Here is a 19,739-nt window from a genome sequence, read left to right as displayed (position 1 = left end):
GTTCACCTGTGTCTGAATACCATGTTAGCTGCTGATATACATAATCTTTTTGAACTGATCACTGGATTTTAGACAGCATCGCTATGTAGTAACACCATATATTATTTTATCTACTCCACTCCATCTTTTAATGAGACCCTACTTATCCTGGATAACGCGCTGATTTTGAACAACATATCATCTCCAGTCTATTAACATAATGCGAGTATATAGTTTCCCGTACAGGGGAAAGTCAAGGGTGTAATGCTTCTCATTTGCATTGCTAAAATCAACCAACTTCCTTGTCTTCACTTTATATTGTTGTTATAAGTAAGTCAAAGAACCTTTTTCGAATGAAACATTTTTTTTTGAACAAAAAAATGCCACTAATTGTGGCATCCTCTCGGTACTCATTCAATTATCCTGCTCAGTCAGGATCATAAAATCCCCAGTGTTCTCGCTTCACATGTGGAGGCGTCATTGGACATTTATCTACGGCATACCCACGTAACTTGACTACGAAATCAGCGTTGTTCAACAACTCTGAATCAATGATGTCCGAGGTTTGAGTCGGAATATCCAGATCAACTTCGTTCATGGCTTCAACCGCTTTTGGATTCAGACCGTGTGTCTCCAGTCCTGCTTCTCGATTTCTTAAATAGCAGTATGGCAAGAAGTAAAGCAATTCCTACAGCTCCAAACCCCAACCAATTTAAATACAGGACAGATGTACGACTGATCACAATCCCACCTAATCCAGATCCCAATGCAAAACCAAATTGGATAAACGACGTATTTACGCTAAGGGCAATGTCGGGATTACGAGGTGCCAGTGTAACCAGATATAGTTGCTGGGCCGGAGATATGCTCCACGTTGCTAACATAAAAATCATTAAAACCAAGATTAACATCATAAGATTAACTCCAGTTAGAGCAAACAAAAGAAGAGTTACGCCTTGTAACAGAAGGCCTAGACAAATTGTAAACTTTGATCCCTTTGCATCTGCCAATTGTCCGCCCACTTTTGATCCGACAAAGCTGCAAATTCCCGCGAGAAATAGAACACCGCTTATCTCGGTCATGGAAAGAGAAGACGTAGCTTGTAAGAAAGGCGTAATATATGTGAACAGTGTCGAATAGCCGCCGATATACAATAATGTAATAAGCAAGGCAGTCAGAATGAATGGATTTTTTAAAATGGAGAGCTGCATTCTGAGGGTGATCTTTTCTTCCTCTTTGATTGCCGGAACCTTTTTGTAGATAATAAGTAATGGAACAACACTTAACAATCCAATGAATATAAATAGAACTCTCCATCCCAACATTTCACTAAAAAATGTGCCCAATGGGACACCGAGCACTAGCGAACTGCTTAGCCCCATCAAAATGATGCCGATGGCATTGCCCCTTTTTTCTTTTTCAACCAGTCGTGTCGATACGGCCATCGCTACTACGGTAGCCACTCCTCCGCTCGCCCCTTGAATAATTCGTACCCATAGTAAAGTTTCGTAAGAAAGGTCAACAAGCATAAGTCCATTGCTGGCAATAAACACACTGAGGGCGGACAACAGTAACTTCTTGCGATCCATATTTATTGTAATTGCAATGAGAATTGGAGCGATAATGGCCGCTGCCAGAGCGAATACAGTCACCAGTAAACCCACTTCGGAAGTAGATACGCTCAAGTCTGAGGCGATCATTTCTATGACTCCTGTAATAATGTATTCAAGGGTTCCGATCAGAAAAACAGCCAATGCCAAGATATATATAATCCATTTATTTTTCAATTTAATCCACTCCGTCTTCTCTAGTTATCTATTTAGTATTGGAATTTGTATTTCTATAAACTGTACATCTTGTTCTTGAGATAAGGGTAAATATAATTCCCTACCAGCTCCGTTCTCCTTGATCTGATAGTTATTATTCTCAATCCATGTAGCCAGATGAACACAGGCTTTACAGGCAAAGGTGGCATTGGAACGATAAGCTATGGTGGCCATCATGGGCTCAGCAGGAAGAGTCCGCAGTTGAAATGGGTCGGGAGGTGATCGCAGCTCACAGCTTAAGAAGTAACCTATTTCAAACTCGAACTCTTCCTCTTGTCCTGCGATTTCTTTCCACAAAACAACCTGAGGTCCGTCGATCATTTGGCGCATTTCTTTTGTTACTGACTGGTCAAACTGACGAAATAAACTCGGGATCTCCTCTTCCCTCCCGCAGCCTGTCTGAAAAAGGAACTGCCGAGCACCTTCCTCTTTGATTCGGATTTCTTGCCCAGTTTCGACTTGCCCCTCTTCCTCTATAAGCTGCATGCGTTCCTCGATTCTGATAAGTTTGGCTTGTTCCGTATCGATAATCTGCTGAATTTCGCTTCTTTTTAGCTTAAACATGCCTTGAATATTCTCCAATGTAATATGTTCCTGTAACAGCTGTGTGATTTGTGGCAACGTAAACCCCAATTCTTTATAAATGAAGATTCGGTTAAGCTCGAGAAGCTGATCTGCGGAATAGTAACGGTAACCCGTATCGTGATCTACCTTTCTCGGCTTAAGTATGCCAATCTGGTCATAATAACGCAGTGTTTTTAATGAGACCCTACTTAGCTTGGAAAACGCACTGATTTTGAACAACATATCATCTCCAATCTTTTAACCTAATGCGAGTATATAGTTTCCCGTACAGGGGAAAGTCAAGGGTGTATATGCTTCTCATTTGCCTAGCTAAATCAATCACCGTCCTTGTCATCACTCTATGTTGCTGTTATGGGTAAGTCAAAGAACCGTTTTTGAATGAAACGTTCATTATTTTTGAACAAAAAAATGCCACTCATCGTGGCATTCTCTTGGTACGCATTCAATTATCCTGCTCAGGCAGGTTTGTATTATTTTCCGGTTTCAGCAAATGTTTTAATGCGTTCCCCGATCTGGTCACGAACCCTTTGGAATACGGCCCATTTCTCTTCATCTGTACCTTGTGCTTTGGCAGGATCATCAAATCCCCAGTGTTCTCGCTTCACATGTGGAGGCGTCATTGGACATTTATCTGCTGCATCCCCACACAACGTGACTACGAAATCAGCGTTGTTCAACAACTCTGAATCAATGATGTCCGAGGTTTGAGTCGAAATGTCCAGATCAACTTCGTTCATGGCTTCAACCGCTTTTGGATTCAGACCGTGGGCCTCAATTCCTGCGCTATAGATGTTCCAGTCCTCACTCAGATATTTCTTGGCCCAGCCTTCGGCCATTTGGCTCCGGCAAGAGTTGCCTGTGCACAGGAAGTACAGTGTTTTTTTACTCATGTTCATCGTCTCCTCGTTGTTTGAATTATAGAATGCTTAACCACAGATACAGACCCACTAGCGTAATAAGCAGAGTCGGAATAGTGATTATGATACCTGTCTTGAAGTAAGTGCCCCATGAGATTTTGACACCTTTGGTGCTAAGAACATGAAGCCAAAGCAGGGTCGCGAGTGAACCAATCGGGGTAATCTTGGGTCCTAAGTCCGAGCCAATAATATTGGCATAGATAAGCGCCTCCCGAACAGTCCCTGTAGCTGTGGTTGCATCAATGGCAAGCGCATCAATTAACACGGTAGGCATATTGTTCATCAGGGATGAAATGATTGCCGCAATAAAGCCCATACCCATTGTTGCAGCGAACAATCCCTGATCAGCCACAGCCTGAATGACAACGGCCAACAAATCGGTCAAACCTACGTTACGTAGACCATAAATCACGACATACATACCGATGGAGAAAAATACGATGGCCCACGGCGCTTCTTTGACAACCAATGTAGTTGGTACAGCTGAACTGCGGGAAGCCATGATCAGGAAGAATATCGCGACAATACCTGCCACAAGAGATACGGGAATTCCGATAAATTCACTGGTAAAGTATCCAATGAGAAGAACCGCTAACACCACCCACGACAACCGAAACATCTTCATATCCTTAATGGCAGTTACCGGAGGTTTCAATTCACTCGCATCAAATCGTTTGGGAATACTCTTGCGGAAAAAGAGATACAGTACACCTATACTCGCCGCCAGCGAGAACAGATTTGGAACAAACATCCTTCCTGCGTACTCCATAAACGTAATACCAAAAAAATCGGCAGACACAATGTTGACCAGGTTACTTACAACCAGCGGCAAGGAAGTTGTATCCGCAATAAATCCACTGGCAATAATAAATGGAAATACTTTTTTCTCATCGAAATTCAGTGCACGTACCATGGCTAGAACAATCGGCGTCAGAATCAGTGCGCCTCCATCGTTGGCAAAGAAAGCAGAAACCACCGCTCCCAGGATGGAGACATAGACAAACATTCGTACACCATTGCCATGAGCGGCTTTGGCCATATGTAAGGCAGCCCATTCAAAAAAGCCGATACGATCCAGAATTAATGAGATCAGAATGATTGCCACAAAAGCAAGCGTGGCGTTCCATACGATTTGTGTCACATCCCATACATCTTCCAAATTGACCACACCCACAAGTAAAGCAAGGATTGCTCCGCCGCAAGCAGACCAACCAATCGACAGGTTTTTAGGCTGCCAAATAACGAGTACAAGTGTAATCAAAAAGATGATGCAGGCTAACAGCGTAGAAAACAAAACCATCCCCCCTTTCAATTCATCTTAATTTATATTGGTATATAATGATATGCTTATATATTGAACAAAAATTAATTACACCCTGAAGTAAAGTTTTCTTTATTTAACGATTTAAGAATAGTTGCTGTATCCGGCATCAATTCCAGGACAGATGTAATATAGGGTGTATTCTCTACATTTAAAGAGTAGTATACCCACTGACCACGTTTACTTTCTTTAACCAAGCCTTGATCCTTCAGTTTGCGCAAATGTTGACTAATTCCAGGTTGTGACATGTCTAAAATCTCTACAAATTCACACACGCACATTTCACGTTCTTTGAGGAGTGTAAGGATAGTAAGGCGTGTTTTGTCACCCAGCAATTTAAGCTTATCCGCTACCTCTTGCATAGAATCCATAGCACTTCCTCCTTCAATCACATATAAGTGTATGCTTATATTATAATATCAAAAAAATGAAGTCAATGTTTACTTGATGATTAAGTCCAAAAAGCGTTGGTTCGAATTCGAATCAACGCTTTTTGGAGTTTGTGATCATTTTTTAAATAAACAGATTATGATTGCTTTGTGATGCTTGTCCAAGATAGTAACCCACACCACCAATTTTGACTTGATCTATTAATTCTTCACGCTGAATTCCCATTAAATCCATGGACATTTGGCAGGCAACGATCTCTACTCCTTGTGTAATTGCGCTCTCAATCAATTCCTCCAACGACGGCACATGATGTTTTTTCATCAAACCACGGATCATCTTCGGGCCTGCTCCGAGCATATTCATTTTGGACATGTCAAGCCTCTGGCTCCCGCGAGGTAACATCATATCAAACATACGGCCGATCATAGTTTTGGATAACTTCTGAGGTTGCGGCTTACGAATAATACTCAATCCCCAAAATGTGAAAAATAGGGTTACTTTCCGTCCACTCGCTGCTGCCCCATTTGCAATAATGAGTGAGGCGATCGCTTTATCCAGATCACCACTGAAAACAACCATCGTGCTGGCAGGATCGCTGATTGGGGCATTGGATACGGGTTGTGCTGTATTTTTGGCAATGACAGACTCAATTGTACCGCCTTTCAGTCTTTCCAACTGCAAGATTGTGGAACCCGACATTGTGGCCCATGCTTTGACATCTTCATAGAATCCTGGATCGGAAGCTTTCACGCGAAGGGTTTCTCCGTTCGCTAGTTGATCCATTTTCTGCTTAACCTGAATTAGGGGACCAGGACAACTTAATCCGCAAACGTTCAACTCATGATCAATACGTTGCGGTTGTATCGACTCAGAGGGAATAGACTTTTTTTCCTTAACGTCCACCGCAGAATCATGATGATCTTGTTTTGCAGTAGTAAATGGAGCAGGATTAAACTGGGCTTGACGGTATGTTTTATAACCACCACTTAAGTTTTTTACGCTAAAACCATGCTGACGCAAAATTTGCGAAGCAGTGTAACCACGTAAGCCGACTTGACAGTATAGCCAGATTTCTTTGGATGGGTCTAATTCATCTAAACGTTGACGAAGCTCATCAACTGGAATAGAGAGTGAATCCGGAATATGACCATTTTGATGCTCAATTTCACTGCGTACATCCAGAAGTATCGACTGCCCCGGCTGACGATCAGCCAGTTGATTATAGGTGAACGTCTGAACACGTCCGGTAATCATATTCTCTGCTGCATATCCAGCCATATTCACGGGATCTTTGGCAGACGAATAAGGAGGCGCGTAACTCAGTTCAAGCTCTGTTAAATCCCGGACATGTCCTCCAAAATGAATGGCTACAGCAATATCATCAATTCGTTTATCCACTCCATCATAACCGACTGCTTGTGCGCCTAAAATTTTGCCTTCCGGAGTAAACAGCAGTTTAAGAGTAATTGCACTTGAACCCGGATAATACGATGCATGAGAAGCAGGGTGTACGATAACGGTTTGATATTCCACGCCGAGACGCTGTAGTGTTTTCTCATTACTGCCTGTCGTGGCTGCGGTCATTCCAAATACTTTGATAATGGACGTACCTTGTGTTCCTCTATAGGTAGAAGGAAGCCCTGCGATACGGTCGGCAACAATACGGCCTTGTTTGTTGGCAGGTCCGGCAAGTGGTATCGTTGCCTTCGTACCATGAATGCTTTCCGTTACTTCGATCGCATCCCCAACAGCATAGATATGTGGCACACTACTTTCCAAGGCTTCATTTACGATAATATGTCCACGTGCACCCAGCAAAACGCCGCTATCTTTCAAAAAATAGGTGTCTGGTGTTACGCCTATCGCAAGAATAACCATGTCAGCTGTCAACACATGACCATCGGCAAGTTCAACCCCTATGCCCTGCTCTAAGGAATGAAATCCCTGAACACGTTTGGAAAACAGCAGGTTTACACCATGATTCTCCATTTCCTGTGCTAATGCGGCTGCTAACTCGGTATCATAGGGTGTGAGTACTTGTGCGTTCCCCTCAACCAGCGTTACATCCAGACCAGCTTCCTTTAAATTCTCAGCCATTTCCACACCTATAAATCCACCGCCTATGACAATCGAATACTTGTTGTTAGACGAACTTACTTGGTCTTTGATCCGATCGATATCTGGAATACTTCGTACGGTATAAATTAGTGGATTGTCCTTGCCCGGCAGATCGGGAATGATCGGTTTAGCACCTGGTGACAATATCAACTCGTCATAACTTTCTTCATATGCACCGCGCTCCTGGGACTGTATCTTAACCACTCGCTTCTGCGAATCGATAGCTACAACCTCACTTCTTGTACGCACATCGATACAAAAGCGATCTGCCATCCCTTTTGGCGTTTGCACCAGCAGACGCTCTCGATCATCGATTGAGCCACCTATATAATAAGGCAAACCACAATTGGCAAATGAAATGTAGGGCCCTTTCTCAAAGATAATAATCTCGGCATGTTCATCCAGACGGCGAAGACGTGCAGCTGCAGATGCACCTCCAGCTACACCGCCAACAATGAGTACTTTTTTGCTCATGATTCACAATCATCCTTTTCAAATAAAGTTTTGATAATCTGTTCAACCCGTTGATCGGCAAGCACATAGTTCACTTCAAGACCATTCCGCTCCGTAGCAACAATACCTGCACTACGAAGTTTCTGGAGGTGTTGTGAGACTGTTGATTGGGGAAGATCCAGACATTCCTGCATATAAGAAACATTACATTTTTTTTTCATCATCAGTCCGCGCACAATGCATAAACGAATGGGGTGAGACAAAGCTTTCAGCAGATTAGCTGGTTCATCGAACTGTTTAATGTTATTGCTGTCAAAAGCGGGAGTGTTCAAAAGTATTCCTCCTAAATCGTTATATCGTAATAATACGATTTATTGATTCTCCTGTCAAATGTATTCTGGAGTTAATGCGTTTAATAAGTTCTATACACGCTCAACCCTACGGTTTTGGCTTGTTCCAGGTGGATGATAAAAATGCCTGCCAAAACCGCTAAAAGCGACATTTGACAGGCAATCATGCTGTATCAGGTCTTCATAAAATAGCGATTTAACTGAACGTTTTATGTTAGAGTATGACCGGCTGAATCAGTCCGTCCTTACCAAAAAGAAGCGGGTCCATACATATTTCGCGGTGATACCCCTTTCCAGAGGAGAATCTGGACAGTGGTGTTACAAAACGGTGATAGGCAATCCGTAGTTGACCGGTTTCATTTTCATTAAAGATACAGTGATGACCTGTTCCCAGCATGCCCTTCTCGACTTTTTTGCTCAAGATTGGGTATCGATAGGTAATTGGACCATATAGCTGCTCTGCCGTACCATAATTCACATGATAGTCTTCGCTGCCTGTGTCATTACAGGACCATGTAAAGTGGTATAGTCCACCCTGCTTCAACACGGTTACCGCCTCACGAAAATCATGCAAGTCCGCCAGATTGCTCATTGTGTCCTCAACGACACTTATCATGTCTTCACCAAGCTCCACAATGGCACCATGTCCATTGCCAAATAGCAGATACGGTCTTCCATCATCTTCGACATAGATGGAGGGATCAATAGCTTGGCCCATAGCAATGCCCAGACGTTTCAACTGCTCCATTGTGATTAAAGGCTGCGACTCGGCCAGGAATGGACCAATCGGTGTATCCGCTACAGCAACGCCAATGGCACTGTCGCCGTTCAGCATTTTGCCACAGAAATAAAAATAGAACTTTTCGTTACGGCTGGCAATTGCCGGTGCCCAGGCATTACCGGTTGCCCAGGCGACATCCTCTGTTCCCAGATCAAGGATAACACCTTCGTCTTGCCAATGCTTCAGGTCTGAAGAAGAAAACACTTTGAACTGTGTCCCTGACCACCCCTCGAAGCCATCTGTTGTCGGATACATATAGTAACGATCCCTAAACTGTGCGACATCAGGATCGGCATATTGTCCGGGAAGCACCTGATGACCATCCCCAAAAGCCGCGAGAAGCCGGCTGCACTCCTCAGCTGTGATTGGCAGGACACTTCCATGCCGCTTTTGAGTCGTTCCCATATCGAATTCACCATCAGGGACGATTCGGAATTCTCCACTTCCCAGATCTGTAGTCAGCAGAGGAAGATAACCCTTGCCTTCAGCAAATCGATCAACAATCAGACACCATTCCTCCCGGTCATTGAATTTAAAGATTTGAGGTCCCTCCACACCTGCCATAGCCTCCAGTACCGGAGCTTGAAGTGTAACAAATGTCCCTTTGTCGAGAGAGTCTCCTTTTTCTACCCGTATGTTTTTGGTTGTTTCATCCTTGGAGTATCGATAATAAGAGCCATCCGCAGGAAGAATCGTTGTATCAATAATATGATTATCCCGCTCAATGTATTTTTCCGATGCAGAGAACGTACGAAAGTCTTTTGTGCGAGCACTGTATATTTTTTGTTTTCGTTCTTGCTCCTGTAGTTCCTGCGTCGCAGAAGCCCAGAATACAAGAAACTCATCTGCCATTTCATCATACACAGCTTCTGGTGCCCAGACACATCCAGCGCCCTCAACACCTAGTGTAACGTTCCATGGGGATGACCAGTTCACGAGATTGCTGGATTCCCATATAATTACGTCACGGCTCCCGGCATTAACGGCATGAGTCCATCCTTTGCCGCTTGCGATGCGGAGATCCGTAGCAATCAGATAAAATTTATTATCCTTGACTGAACGAACCAGAAACGGGTCCCGTACCCCCTTTTCTCCAAGGTCGGAAAACAGCACAGGCGATCCGCCATTAAGGTCCTTCCAGTGAAGACCATCCTCGCTATAGGAGAAGTAAACCTGCTCTCCGTCTGGTTGTTCGCCAATAAAATGTACAAAGAGATACCCATCATAATTTGGAGTTGTTTTGATCAATGGTAAAGAGCCTCCTGAAAATGAAATTGATTGTATACTAACAGTAATATAAAAATGAAAGCGTTCTACTTATGTTGTATCATACTTCAAAAATAGCGGAATGAGTATATTTTTGTAATCTCGTATGTTGCAGATCATGTGAATCTTTCGCCGGGATCATTTTTCTCTGATTGGAATGCTTGACTTGCTCCTCATGCAAAGAAATAAAGTTATCACCGTATTTGTTTATTTTACCTCAGGTATACAAAATTCTTGGTTCTCATTTACAAATAAATGCTAATCTTCTTAATGATGAACAAATGAATATAGATTCATGCATTCATTTTTGTTGTTGAGATATTACGAGGAGGAATCATTGTGAAATTATCCAAAAGAGTATTACCAGCGGTAGCGCTGACTCTGGCTGTATCGGCTTCTACTCTCTTGTCTGCAGGACAAGCAAGTGCGGTTCAAGCTGTAAGTGTGGAGAAAAAACAAATCAAGAACATCATCTTCCTCATTGGGGATGGCATGGGGACCTCTTATACTTCCGCCTACCGTTATATGAAAGATGATCCTTCGACGAAGGGCATGGATAAAACCGTATTCGACCCTTATCTGGTTGGAGCACAAATGACCTATCCGGATGATGATAAACAAAATGTGACGGATTCCGCTTCCGCAGCAACGGCTATGTCGGCGGGTGTGAAAACATACAATGCGGCCATTGCGGTTGACCCTGAGCAGAAGGAAGTCAAAACCGTACTTGAGCAGGCCAAAGAAAACGGCAAGTCCACCGGACTCGTGGCTACATCGGAGATCACTCATGCCACACCAGCTGCATTTGGTGCCCATGATATCAGTCGAAAAAATATGGATGCAATTGCGGACGATTATTATGATGAGTTGATTAATGGCAAGCATAAGGTGGATGTACTTCTGGGTGGAGGGAAATCCAATTTTGTACGCGAGGGTCGTGATCTGACGAAGGAGTTCCAGAAGGCCGGATTCAGCTATGTGACGGATCGTTCCTCTCTCCTTGCGGATAAGAATCAACAAGTTCTTGGACTGTTTGCGGACGGAGGGCTGGACAAGTTGATTGATCGTACTGCTGCAACTCCATCATTAGCTGAGATGACCAATACAGCGATTGATCGCCTCAGTTCGAACGACAAAGGATTCTTTCTAATGGTCGAAGGCAGCCAGATCGACTGGGCAGGACATGATAATGATATCGTTGGCGCGATGAGTGAAATGGATGATTTCGCAGCAGCATTTCAGGCAGCTATTGATTTTGCCAAAAAAGACGGTGAAACACTTGTCGTAGCTACTGCCGACCACTCCACGGGCGGACTTACGCTTGGAAAAGACGGAGAATACAACTTCTTCGTAGACCCAATCAAAGCTGCACTGCGCACACCTGACTTCATGGCAGCACAAATTGCAAAAGGTGCTTCGGTTGAAGAAACACTGAAAAGTTATCTCAAACTGGAGTTGAAACCTGAAGAGATTCAATCGGTGAACGAAGCAGCCAAAAGTGCGGATGTAACAAAGATTGATAATGCTATTGAAGCGATTATTGATAACCGTTCATATACCGGCTGGACAACAGGTGGACATACAGGTGAAGATGTTCCGGTCTATGCCTACGGTCCGGCAAGTCATCGCTTCGCCGGTTTGATCGACAACACAGATAATGCCAAGATCATATTTGATATTCTCAGTAAGCACCAGTAAAAAAAATCCCTAATAAATTTCGGTAAAACTTTGAAAAAGCTTAAGCCCTTGTCTCCAGTTGTTGCCGATGGAGACAAGGGCTTTTAATTGATCATTCGTGTACTTGACGAAGTGTTATATTATCTTCCCTTGACTTTTAATACATTCTTTATACCAGTAGAAAGAATCTTTTTTAACTCGCTTTAATGAACCCTTCCCATCATTGTCTTTATCGACATAGATTAAGCCATATCTCTTTTTCATCTCTCCTGTTCCGGCACTGACAAGGTCAATGCAACCCCAAGGAGTGTAACCTATCACTTCGACCCCGTCTTCCAGAATGGCTTTTTTCATCTCACTCACATGCTGTCTAAGGTAATCAATCCGATACGGATCATGCACTGACCCATCCTCTTCGAGCGTATCCACTGCGCCTAAACCATTCTCTACAATAAATAGCGGGATCTGATACTTATCATACAGCCAGTTTAATGTAATCCGGAGACCTACCGGATCAATTTGCCATCCCCATTCACTGGCAGGCAAGAGCGGATTTTTATAACCGCTTATTTCATTCCCCTCACTCTTGTCCTGATCGGTTGGATTAGCCATAACGACAGAGCTGGAGTAATAACTGAATCCGATATAATCTACGGTTCCTTCTCTCAGAATCAATTCATCCTCAGGAGCAGTTTCAATTTCTAATTGATGCTGCTTCAGGAACCCATAATATGAGCGTGGATATTTGCCTCTGACATGTACATCGAGAAAGAAGTAAGCTTGTTGAAGTTTTTTGACCTGGGCAAGCACATCATCAGGGTCGCATGTAGCTGCGTATGATGTTGGATGAAGGAACATGCCGCCGATCATAAAGTCCGGGTTGATCTCTTTACCAAGCTTGACTGCTTTGGCACTGGCTATCAGCATATAATGCGCAGCCTGGTACATGGTCTGAAGTTTGTTTTCCCCATCGTTCCACTGAATGCCTCCCGGCTTCCATGGCTTGCGCACAATCATATTGATTTCGTTAAACGTCATCCAGTACTTAACCTTTGTCCGATATCTGGTGTAGACTGCTTCGCAGAAGTTTAAATAAAAGTCAATCAATTTACGATTGCGCCATCCCCCATATTCCGTCACTAGATGATATGGCATTTCGAAGTGAGATATGGTGACTACTGGCTGAATCCCGTATGCCAAACAGGTGTCAAACAAGTCATCATAGAATTGCAGACCTTCCTCATTCGGTTCCGTCTCATCTCCGTTTGGAAATATCCGTGTCCACGCGATGCTGGTTCGAAAGCATTTGAATCCCATCTCATGAAACAACTGAATATCTTCCTTGTATCTTGTATAAAAATCACTAGCCTGATGACTAGGGTAATATACATTCTCCTCAATTCCCTGTGTAATTCTTCGCTCCAAGCCATGTGTTGCTGCTGTCATGACATCTGCAACACTGACTCCTTTGCCGCGCTCATTCCATCCACCTTCTAACTGGTTGGCCGCTGCAGCGCCTCCCCAAAGAAAGTCTTCAGATAATTTACTCATATTTACCACCTCTAAGCGTGAATGCGTAACAGTGCTTCGTTTTGGACAACCCGATCCTCAGCAATCTGCTCAACACTCTGATATTCAAAAGTATTCGATATAATGATGGGCACGACCGTATCAAATCCTGCTGCCCGAATAGCTTCATGATCATATTCGATCAGCAGATCTCCTTGCTTAATCACCTGATCCTGCTGCACATAAGCCGTGAAATGCTTTCCTTTCAACTTGACTGTATTTATCCCTACATGAACAAGCATTTCCACACCCTCATTCGACATCAGTCCAATGGCATGTTTGGTTGGGAACAGCGATACAACCTTTCCGTCAAATGGGGCGTATACTTTGCCGTCGATTGATTCAACTGCAGCACCGCTCCCCAGAGCAAAGATGGGATCGTCGATTTCAGTTATATTTTTAACTATCCCGTTAATCGGAGAGCCAATGATTAGTGTTCCGGTTGGTCGAGTCAAAGCATGGGATTCTGAGGTCGACGTAATCACATTAGCGGCAGCAGAACCATCTGTTCCATTGCCAACACTTGCAGTAACTGGAGCTGGAATCTCTTCTTCAATTCCCCAGATCAAGACGGCAACCAGTGCAAGCGTAATGCTGATTGCTACCCCGATAATGATGTGTATATAACTGTCAGCGATATAGGTTGGCAAGGCCAGGATACCTGGCAGAATCAGAGCCGTTGCTCCTCCACCCCAGAAATTGATGTAAGCTGCTCCGATACCTCCTGCAAGCATCGCACAGATAAAAGGACGCTTGTACTTAAGGTTGAATCCGAAGATAGCCGGTTCGGTAATACCAAACATCGCCGTTACACCACTGGATAAAGCACTGGATTTGCTCGCTTTATGTTTCAATAAGAGGAATACACCAATACATGCCCCGGCTTGAGCCAGATTTCCAGTCAAGTTCGCAGGTGAAATTACCGAGTATCCATATTCAGCAATCAGCTGGCTGTTAATTGGAGTAATCGCGTAATGCATGCCAAATATAATTAGAAGGGGTCTGAATGTTCCAAATAAAAATGCACCAATGACGCCATTCACCGTATACAAATACGTTACAATTTGAGCAACTCCACTGCCGAAGTAGGTTCCTAAAGGTCCGAAAACAATTAATCCAAGTGGAACCATAATGAACAACACAATCATCGGCACAAACAAAATTTTAAACATATCGGGTATTCGCTTATTAACAAACCGGTAAACGTAGCTCATCACCCAAACCGAAATAATAATCGGAATGATCGTTGATTTATAGTTCACGAGCAATAATGGAAGGCCGAAAAAGCTTAAACTGGTAACACCCGTCTCTGCCACTTTTGCTGCACCTTCCATAATGGTGGGATACATATAAGCCCCGGCAAGGGCCACAGCCAGATATTCGTTGGTTTTGAACTTCTTGGCCGCGCTGACTGCAAGGAAGAAGGGGAAAAAATAGAAAATAAGATCACTAATCAGACTAAAGGTTTGGTACGCACCACTTGTTGTCTCAAGAAGATTCATTGTCGTCAGGATTGCAAGCACAGACTTCACCATACCGCACCCAATCAACACTGGAATGACTGGCCCGAATATACCTGCCACCGTTTCCACGACTCGGGAAATCACATTCTTTTTTTGTTGTACTGCTTTCACTTCAATGTCCTGATTTTCCAAGTCAAGCTTTTCACTTACTGCGTCAAAAACGCTTTTCACTTTTGCGCCAATGATGATCTGTAACTGACCGCTGTTAAACTGGGCTCGCAGGACACCTTCCAGTCGATCAAGCGCTTTCAAGTTAACCTGAGACTCATCTTTTACGTTGAATCTCAATCTGGTTGCACAATGCGTGGCATACGTAATATTATCCTGTCCAATGTTAGCGATAATCTCCTTAGCCAATTCCTCTGTTTTCATATGATTCCCCCGCCCTCTTAGCTGTCTTTACTTGCCTCCGGCAAAGTTGTATAACATCTTTTCACGTAGGCCTGATGTATCTTTGCCGAAGATTTCTGCAATTTTGTATGCAAATGGATAAGGTGTTGCAGGCCCTTGGCTTGTAACGAGATTCTGGTCAGCTACGACGACTTCATCCTTGAAGATGCCGCCAATCAATTTCTCAGCGTATCCTACATAACCTGTTACCTGTTTGCCCTCAATGACCTTTGCATCGGACAGTACCACCGTACCGGAACACATTGCGCCAATGTACTTATTGTTCTGATTGAAGTACTGCACCATGTCAATCACATCCGGATTTTCCTTCAGGTTTTGTCCACCTGGGCGGCCTCCCGGCAGAACGATCATGTCATACTGCTTTACTTCTTCGCCAAAAGGTTTGTCTGCTTCTACAAAGATGCCGTGCATGCCCTTAACCAGCTTATCGCCAAAATAAAACGTGTCACAATTCAGGCCGGCTCTTCTCAAAATATCAACAATCGTCAGCGTTTCGCCCTCTTCGTAACCTTCCGCCATCAATACTGCTACTTTATTCGTCATTTCAGTTCCCTCCTATTCAGCATCAAATGCATTGAAATAAACCATACGATTTTTGACAACCATACTGTCTCCGCCTAAGGCATCCACTAATGCAAAAGCGAAAGCATAAGACGTCGCAGGGCCGCGGCTTGTAATCAGATTTCCATCTTTAACAACAATATCTTCTTTAAAAGTACCGCTCGTTTCAATTTTCTGATCATAACCTACATAAGCGGTAAAATTTTTGTTCTCCAACACACCTGCTTTGCCTAGTGCAAGAGGTGCTGCACACATGGCTGCTACATATTTGCCGGACTGGTTCATTTCCTGAATAAGTTGAATTACACGGTCATCATCACGAAGATTAGCGGCCCCAGGCATTCCTCCAGGGAGTACAATCATATCGTAGGTTTTAACATCTTCACTGATAAGCGCATCAGCCTTGACCACGATGTCATGACTACCACGAACCATTTCACCCGCTGTACTAATCATGTGACATTCGATATGTGCTCTTCTCAAAATATCAACAATCGTCAGGGTCTCACTTTCTTCAAATCCTTCTGCTAATAGAACTGCAACTTTACTCACGCACATAACCTCCTGTTAATTATATTTTGGAGCAGACATTTGCATATTGCTCACGCTTACACCGCTATGGACATCGTGAATACATTCATAATTTATCATAGATATTCGCAACCCCAAAGCACATTTAGATTGCTTGTATGTAACTAATAGTTGCAGTATGATGATTTTTAACCGTGTTGCATCTATAGTGTTTACATCAGAGTCACACAAAAGATTACCTCAGGAGGTATGCATGCTTAATAACTATAAATATTTTTTGGTTCTGTCCGAAGAGTTAAACATTTCCAATGCAGCGAAACGACTATATATTTCCCATCAATCACTCAGCAAATACCTAAAAAGCTTGGAAGAAAAACATGGTGTTGCGTTCTTCGAAAGAAAACCTAAAATTGCGCTGACAGCAGCGGGGAAAATTATGCAAGATACGCTACGTCAAATTGAGCTACTGGATCAAAATATGGAGAATCAACTTACTGATCTTAAAGAGGATAAGTCAGGCACGATTCATTTTGGCATTACCGAAGGCCGCTATCCCATTATCGTGCCGAAATTATTAAAAGAGTTTTATGCCCTGCATCCCAAAGTGGAGCTTAAAATTCATCGTACAACCTCACCGCAAATGCAGGAGATGGTGTTAAACAATTCACTGGATCTGTTTCTCTCGGGTGTAGACAATATCGTAACGCAAAATGTAAAGTATGAAACGATTCTGCTTGAACAGATGTACATGGTGATCTCGGACAATTTGCTCAAGCAGTATTTCCCTGATCAATATCCCGAGTGCATCGAAACATTTAACCAGGGTGCGGATTTGAGTCTGTTTCAACATGTCCCCTTTGTTCTGAATAAGAAAAACTTCAATTCCCGTATTTTGCTCGATAAACATCTCGCTGAACGTAACATATCCCTGCATTGTATTAACGAATTGACGCAACCGGATATCCATCATCTTTTGTGTGCTGAGGATTACGCGGCCAGTTTTTCATTAACGATGTATCTTTCAGGGATTCATGCATTAAATGAGTCTAATCATACGAATTCTCAACTTCATGTATTTCCAATCGCTGAGTTTTCCTATCTTCACCCGCTCGCATTGATCTATCACAAATCTAAAATTTTCCCCTCATACGTAGAGGATTTTAAAAAAATAGTCAAACGTTATTGCACCCCTTCATTACATCAAAGCAATTGAATCATATTGGCGTTCAATTACTTATGTGCATACAAAAGTTGAGTTAGTGCAGTTAACTTGTGCTTGAGTTCAACATCATGACAACTTTATATTTCTGTTATGTAAACTTCCCGTGTATTTGCGGATTGAAGTCAAAATAACGAGGTGAACTGTTGTGAATCATATGATTGTAGAACTTGCCAACTACATAACCCGTCTTCAATATGAGGATCTCTCCGAGAGGGCTATCGAAGTAGGTAAACAGGTAATACTGGACTCTTACGGTAATATGGTATTTGGTCGATACTCTGAAACAAGTGAACGCATTTTGGAATATGCAAGATTGGCAGACTCTATTATTAAAAATGAAGACTTGGTCTCATTGATTGGTGAACAGGATGTTCGCACTAGCACAGATCATGCTGTCTTTATTCATACCATGATGGCACGTTGTGCAGACCTGGATGACGGCTATCGCCACGCCATGGGCCACCCTGGATCTGTGCTTGTTCCGCTCCTGCTAAGTATGGCTCAGCTTCACCGAAACGATGGGAAACAGATGATCACCGCCATTGTTGCGGCTTATGACGTATATGCTCGGTTAGGCGAAGCGATCAATCCATTTATGTACCGGGAAAGAGGGTTTGATGCTACCGGGGTATGCGGCGCTGTCGCAGCAGCGGCCTTGGTAAGTAAATTAACAAATGCAGATACCAAGCAGACCAAGGATGCGATGGGAATTGCTTCTCTTTTCACAGGAGGTTTGATTGAATATCAGAATGATGGAACTTCAGGGAAAATTTTATGCAGTGGCTGGGCGGCATTGACCGGATTAAGGGCCGTGAGACTGGCATCCTGTGGTTTCACGGGTCCTGATGCAGCTTTGGAAGGAAAATATGGATTCTTCCAGGCCTTCAAAGGAACAAGCGGGCATTGTGACACAAGTCATGTGCTGGAAGGACTGGGAACTGATTTTAAAGTGACTGACATTTATTTCAAACGTCATGCCTGCCAGCGTGGATTACACGCCACTCTGGATGCTATGTTGGAACTTCGTGAAGACTATAGTTTAACACCATCCAAGATCAAGTCTGTTGATGTGAGGACCTCTTCATTTGTATATCGTCTGACGAATCCTAAACCCAAGACCGCAATCGGAGCACAGGCCAGCACACAATTCACTTCAGCCGTGGCTCTCAAATACGGTCGTATGGACTCAGAGGAATTAATATTCAATAGCTTCACCGATCCGGAGGTTCAGGAGCTGGTGCAAAAAATTACAGTAACCCTGGATGATGAAGTGCAGCAATATTTGGCTGATCATCCAACTCATTTTTGCGCTGCCCATGTTGTTATAACAACACATGATGGCAATATATATGAACGGTGGATGCCTGTACCTCTAGGCGATATGGAAACTCCGTTTGGCTGGAATATGCTTGAACAGAAATTCAATCAATTTCTTGCAGGCACACCTTTTGATGGATACAAACAAGAACGATTCGAGTTTATTCGTAATCTGGAACATATGAATCATGTGGATAAGCTACTCCGTTTTTAAACGAATTTAAACTGCATTAATGTAAGTTTACTAAATGCGCTAAAAAAGGTCGCTTACCCTTGTTGGATAAGCGGCCTTTTTAACGTTTGGACTCACACATGCCTATTTCGAATTTGCTAATATGCATTATAAACCATGGAGTTGGTTAACTTATACAACACCACTTGTATTGAAGTGAGAGAAATCCGATAAATGCTGATGCCGCTTATAGTGAAACTACAGAAGTAACAAAGCTTTGGAGGAAAATGGCATGTTAGGAAACATTCTGTTGGGTATGGTCATTCCCATTATATTGGGTGTATGGATTCTGCGTCGGAACTTTACAATCCTTATTCTATATTATCCACTTGGTGTGGCTATTTCAGCATCCATCAACAATATCGGGTTTAATTACTTCTGGAATATTCTGCCGAATACTCATAATCAATCCTTGGCTGCTCTTCCAATGGATCTTGGAGTCTATCCGATCGCTGGTTGCCTGATGATGTATATGATTTCAGAAAAAGGCGCCAAGCCATGGTTGGCGATTCTTGTTGCATCATTGTCGCTGACATTAATCGAATGGGTTGCCAAAATGATGGGGCATGTCATCTATTTTAATGGATGGAACATAATTTGGACCTTTGTGTCATACCTCCTGCCATTTGTTCTTGCTTATGGTTACAGTAAAATATTGAGGTATACCAAGTGAAGTTTTACTGAAGCTTTCCACAAATAAGGCAGGACAG

General features: G+C 43.1%; 16 protein-coding genes and 1 pseudogene. 4 read left to right on the top strand and 13 right to left on the bottom strand.

Annotated elements, in window-relative coordinates; translation table 11 throughout:
- Nucleotides 1–412: 412 nt before the first annotated feature.
- From EL84_RS21900 to EL84_RS21860, 9 genes and pseudogenes are all read right to left on the bottom strand, one after another.
- A pseudogene (locus EL84_RS21900) lies at nucleotides 413–622 on the bottom strand (arsenate reductase); the annotation flags it as partial.
- Nucleotides 582–1,766: an MFS transporter gene (locus EL84_RS21895; protein WP_047843095.1), complete on the bottom strand. Its 1,185-nt coding sequence runs from the start codon at nucleotides 1,764–1,766 to the stop codon at nucleotides 582–584. The pseudogene EL84_RS21900 and the gene EL84_RS21895, both read right to left, overlap by 41 nt.
- Before the next feature lie 24 nt (nucleotides 1,767–1,790).
- Nucleotides 1,791–2,609: a MerR family transcriptional regulator gene (locus EL84_RS21890; protein ID WP_047843094.1), complete on the bottom strand. Its 819-nt coding sequence runs from the start codon at nucleotides 2,607–2,609 to the stop codon at nucleotides 1,791–1,793.
- A 251-nt stretch (nucleotides 2,610–2,860) separates the two neighbouring features.
- Entirely contained in the window at nucleotides 2,861–3,280 is a 420-nt protein-coding gene (arsC, locus tag EL84_RS21885) for an arsenate reductase (thioredoxin) (protein ID WP_047843093.1), read from the bottom strand.
- Between the two features lie 25 nt (nucleotides 3,281–3,305).
- Nucleotides 3,306–4,607, bottom strand: a complete 1,302-nt coding sequence (locus EL84_RS21880; RefSeq protein ID WP_200904536.1) for an arsenic transporter — start codon at nucleotides 4,605–4,607, stop codon at nucleotides 3,306–3,308.
- Between the two features lie 65 nt (nucleotides 4,608–4,672).
- Nucleotides 4,673–4,999, bottom strand: a complete 327-nt coding sequence (locus EL84_RS21875) for an ArsR/SmtB family transcription factor (RefSeq protein WP_047843091.1) — start codon at nucleotides 4,997–4,999, stop codon at nucleotides 4,673–4,675.
- 142 nt (nucleotides 5,000–5,141) lie between these two features.
- Nucleotides 5,142–7,610 (bottom strand): FAD-dependent oxidoreductase, encoded by a 2,469-nt coding sequence (locus tag EL84_RS21870; protein ID WP_047843090.1) that lies wholly within the window; start codon nucleotides 7,608–7,610, stop codon nucleotides 5,142–5,144.
- Complete coding sequence (locus EL84_RS21865) at nucleotides 7,607–7,921, bottom strand: ArsR/SmtB family transcription factor (RefSeq protein WP_036615511.1); 315 nt, start codon at nucleotides 7,919–7,921, stop codon at nucleotides 7,607–7,609. Before EL84_RS21865 ends, EL84_RS21870 begins: the two co-directional genes overlap by 4 nt.
- 232 nt (nucleotides 7,922–8,153) lie before the next feature.
- Nucleotides 8,154–9,968: a family 43 glycosylhydrolase gene (locus EL84_RS21860; RefSeq protein WP_047843089.1), complete on the bottom strand. Its 1,815-nt coding sequence runs from the start codon at nucleotides 9,966–9,968 to the stop codon at nucleotides 8,154–8,156.
- 354 nt (nucleotides 9,969–10,322) lie between these two features.
- Between EL84_RS21860 and EL84_RS21855 the strand changes: the two genes are divergently transcribed.
- Nucleotides 10,323–11,684 carry an alkaline phosphatase gene (locus tag EL84_RS21855; protein WP_047843088.1) on the top strand — a complete coding sequence of 454 codons (1,362 nt, stop codon included), beginning with the start codon at nucleotides 10,323–10,325 and terminating at the stop codon, nucleotides 11,682–11,684.
- A gap of 114 nt (nucleotides 11,685–11,798) precedes the next feature.
- On the opposite strand, the gene EL84_RS21850 is transcribed toward EL84_RS21855, so the two are convergent.
- Genes EL84_RS21850 through EL84_RS21835 form a run of 4 tightly spaced genes read right to left on the bottom strand, consistent with a single transcriptional unit; the run spans nucleotide 11,799 to nucleotide 16,279 of the window.
- Complete coding sequence (locus EL84_RS21850; RefSeq protein ID WP_047843087.1) at nucleotides 11,799–13,214, bottom strand: 6-phospho-beta-glucosidase; 1,416 nt, start codon at nucleotides 13,212–13,214, stop codon at nucleotides 11,799–11,801.
- An 11-nt stretch (nucleotides 13,215–13,225) separates the two neighbouring features.
- Entirely contained in the window at nucleotides 13,226–15,127 is a 1,902-nt protein-coding gene (locus EL84_RS21845; RefSeq protein ID WP_047843086.1) for a glucose PTS transporter subunit IIA, read from the bottom strand.
- A 27-nt stretch (nucleotides 15,128–15,154) separates the two neighbouring features.
- Entirely contained in the window at nucleotides 15,155–15,709 is a 555-nt protein-coding gene (locus EL84_RS21840) for a DJ-1 family glyoxalase III (RefSeq protein ID WP_036671378.1), read from the bottom strand.
- 12 nt (nucleotides 15,710–15,721) lie between these two features.
- Complete coding sequence (locus EL84_RS21835; protein WP_036671376.1) at nucleotides 15,722–16,279, bottom strand: DJ-1 family glyoxalase III; 558 nt, start codon at nucleotides 16,277–16,279, stop codon at nucleotides 15,722–15,724.
- Nucleotides 16,280–16,511: 232 nt separating this feature from the next.
- Here EL84_RS21835 and EL84_RS21830 point away from each other — a divergent pair, with 232 nt between their 5' ends.
- From EL84_RS21830 to EL84_RS21820, 3 genes are all read left to right on the top strand, one after another.
- Nucleotides 16,512–17,471, top strand: coding sequence for a LysR family transcriptional regulator (locus EL84_RS21830; RefSeq protein ID WP_047843085.1), 960 nt, complete (start codon nucleotides 16,512–16,514; stop codon nucleotides 17,469–17,471).
- Between the two features lie 163 nt (nucleotides 17,472–17,634).
- Nucleotides 17,635–19,011 (top strand): MmgE/PrpD family protein, encoded by a 1,377-nt coding sequence (locus EL84_RS21825; RefSeq protein ID WP_235431624.1) that lies wholly within the window; start codon nucleotides 17,635–17,637, stop codon nucleotides 19,009–19,011.
- Between the two features lie 250 nt (nucleotides 19,012–19,261).
- A complete protein-coding gene (locus EL84_RS21820) occupies nucleotides 19,262–19,702 on the top strand; it encodes a CBO0543 family protein (RefSeq protein WP_047843083.1) in 441 nt (146 codons plus the stop codon).
- Nucleotides 19,703–19,739: the final 37 nt, after the last annotated feature.

Source organism: Paenibacillus sp. VT-400, assembly GCF_001029205.1.
Lineage (GTDB): Bacteria > Bacillota > Bacilli > Paenibacillales > Paenibacillaceae > Paenibacillus > Paenibacillus amylolyticus.
The sequence above is the reverse complement of the archived record's forward strand: the minus strand, read 5'-3'. Positions and strand labels throughout refer to the sequence as shown.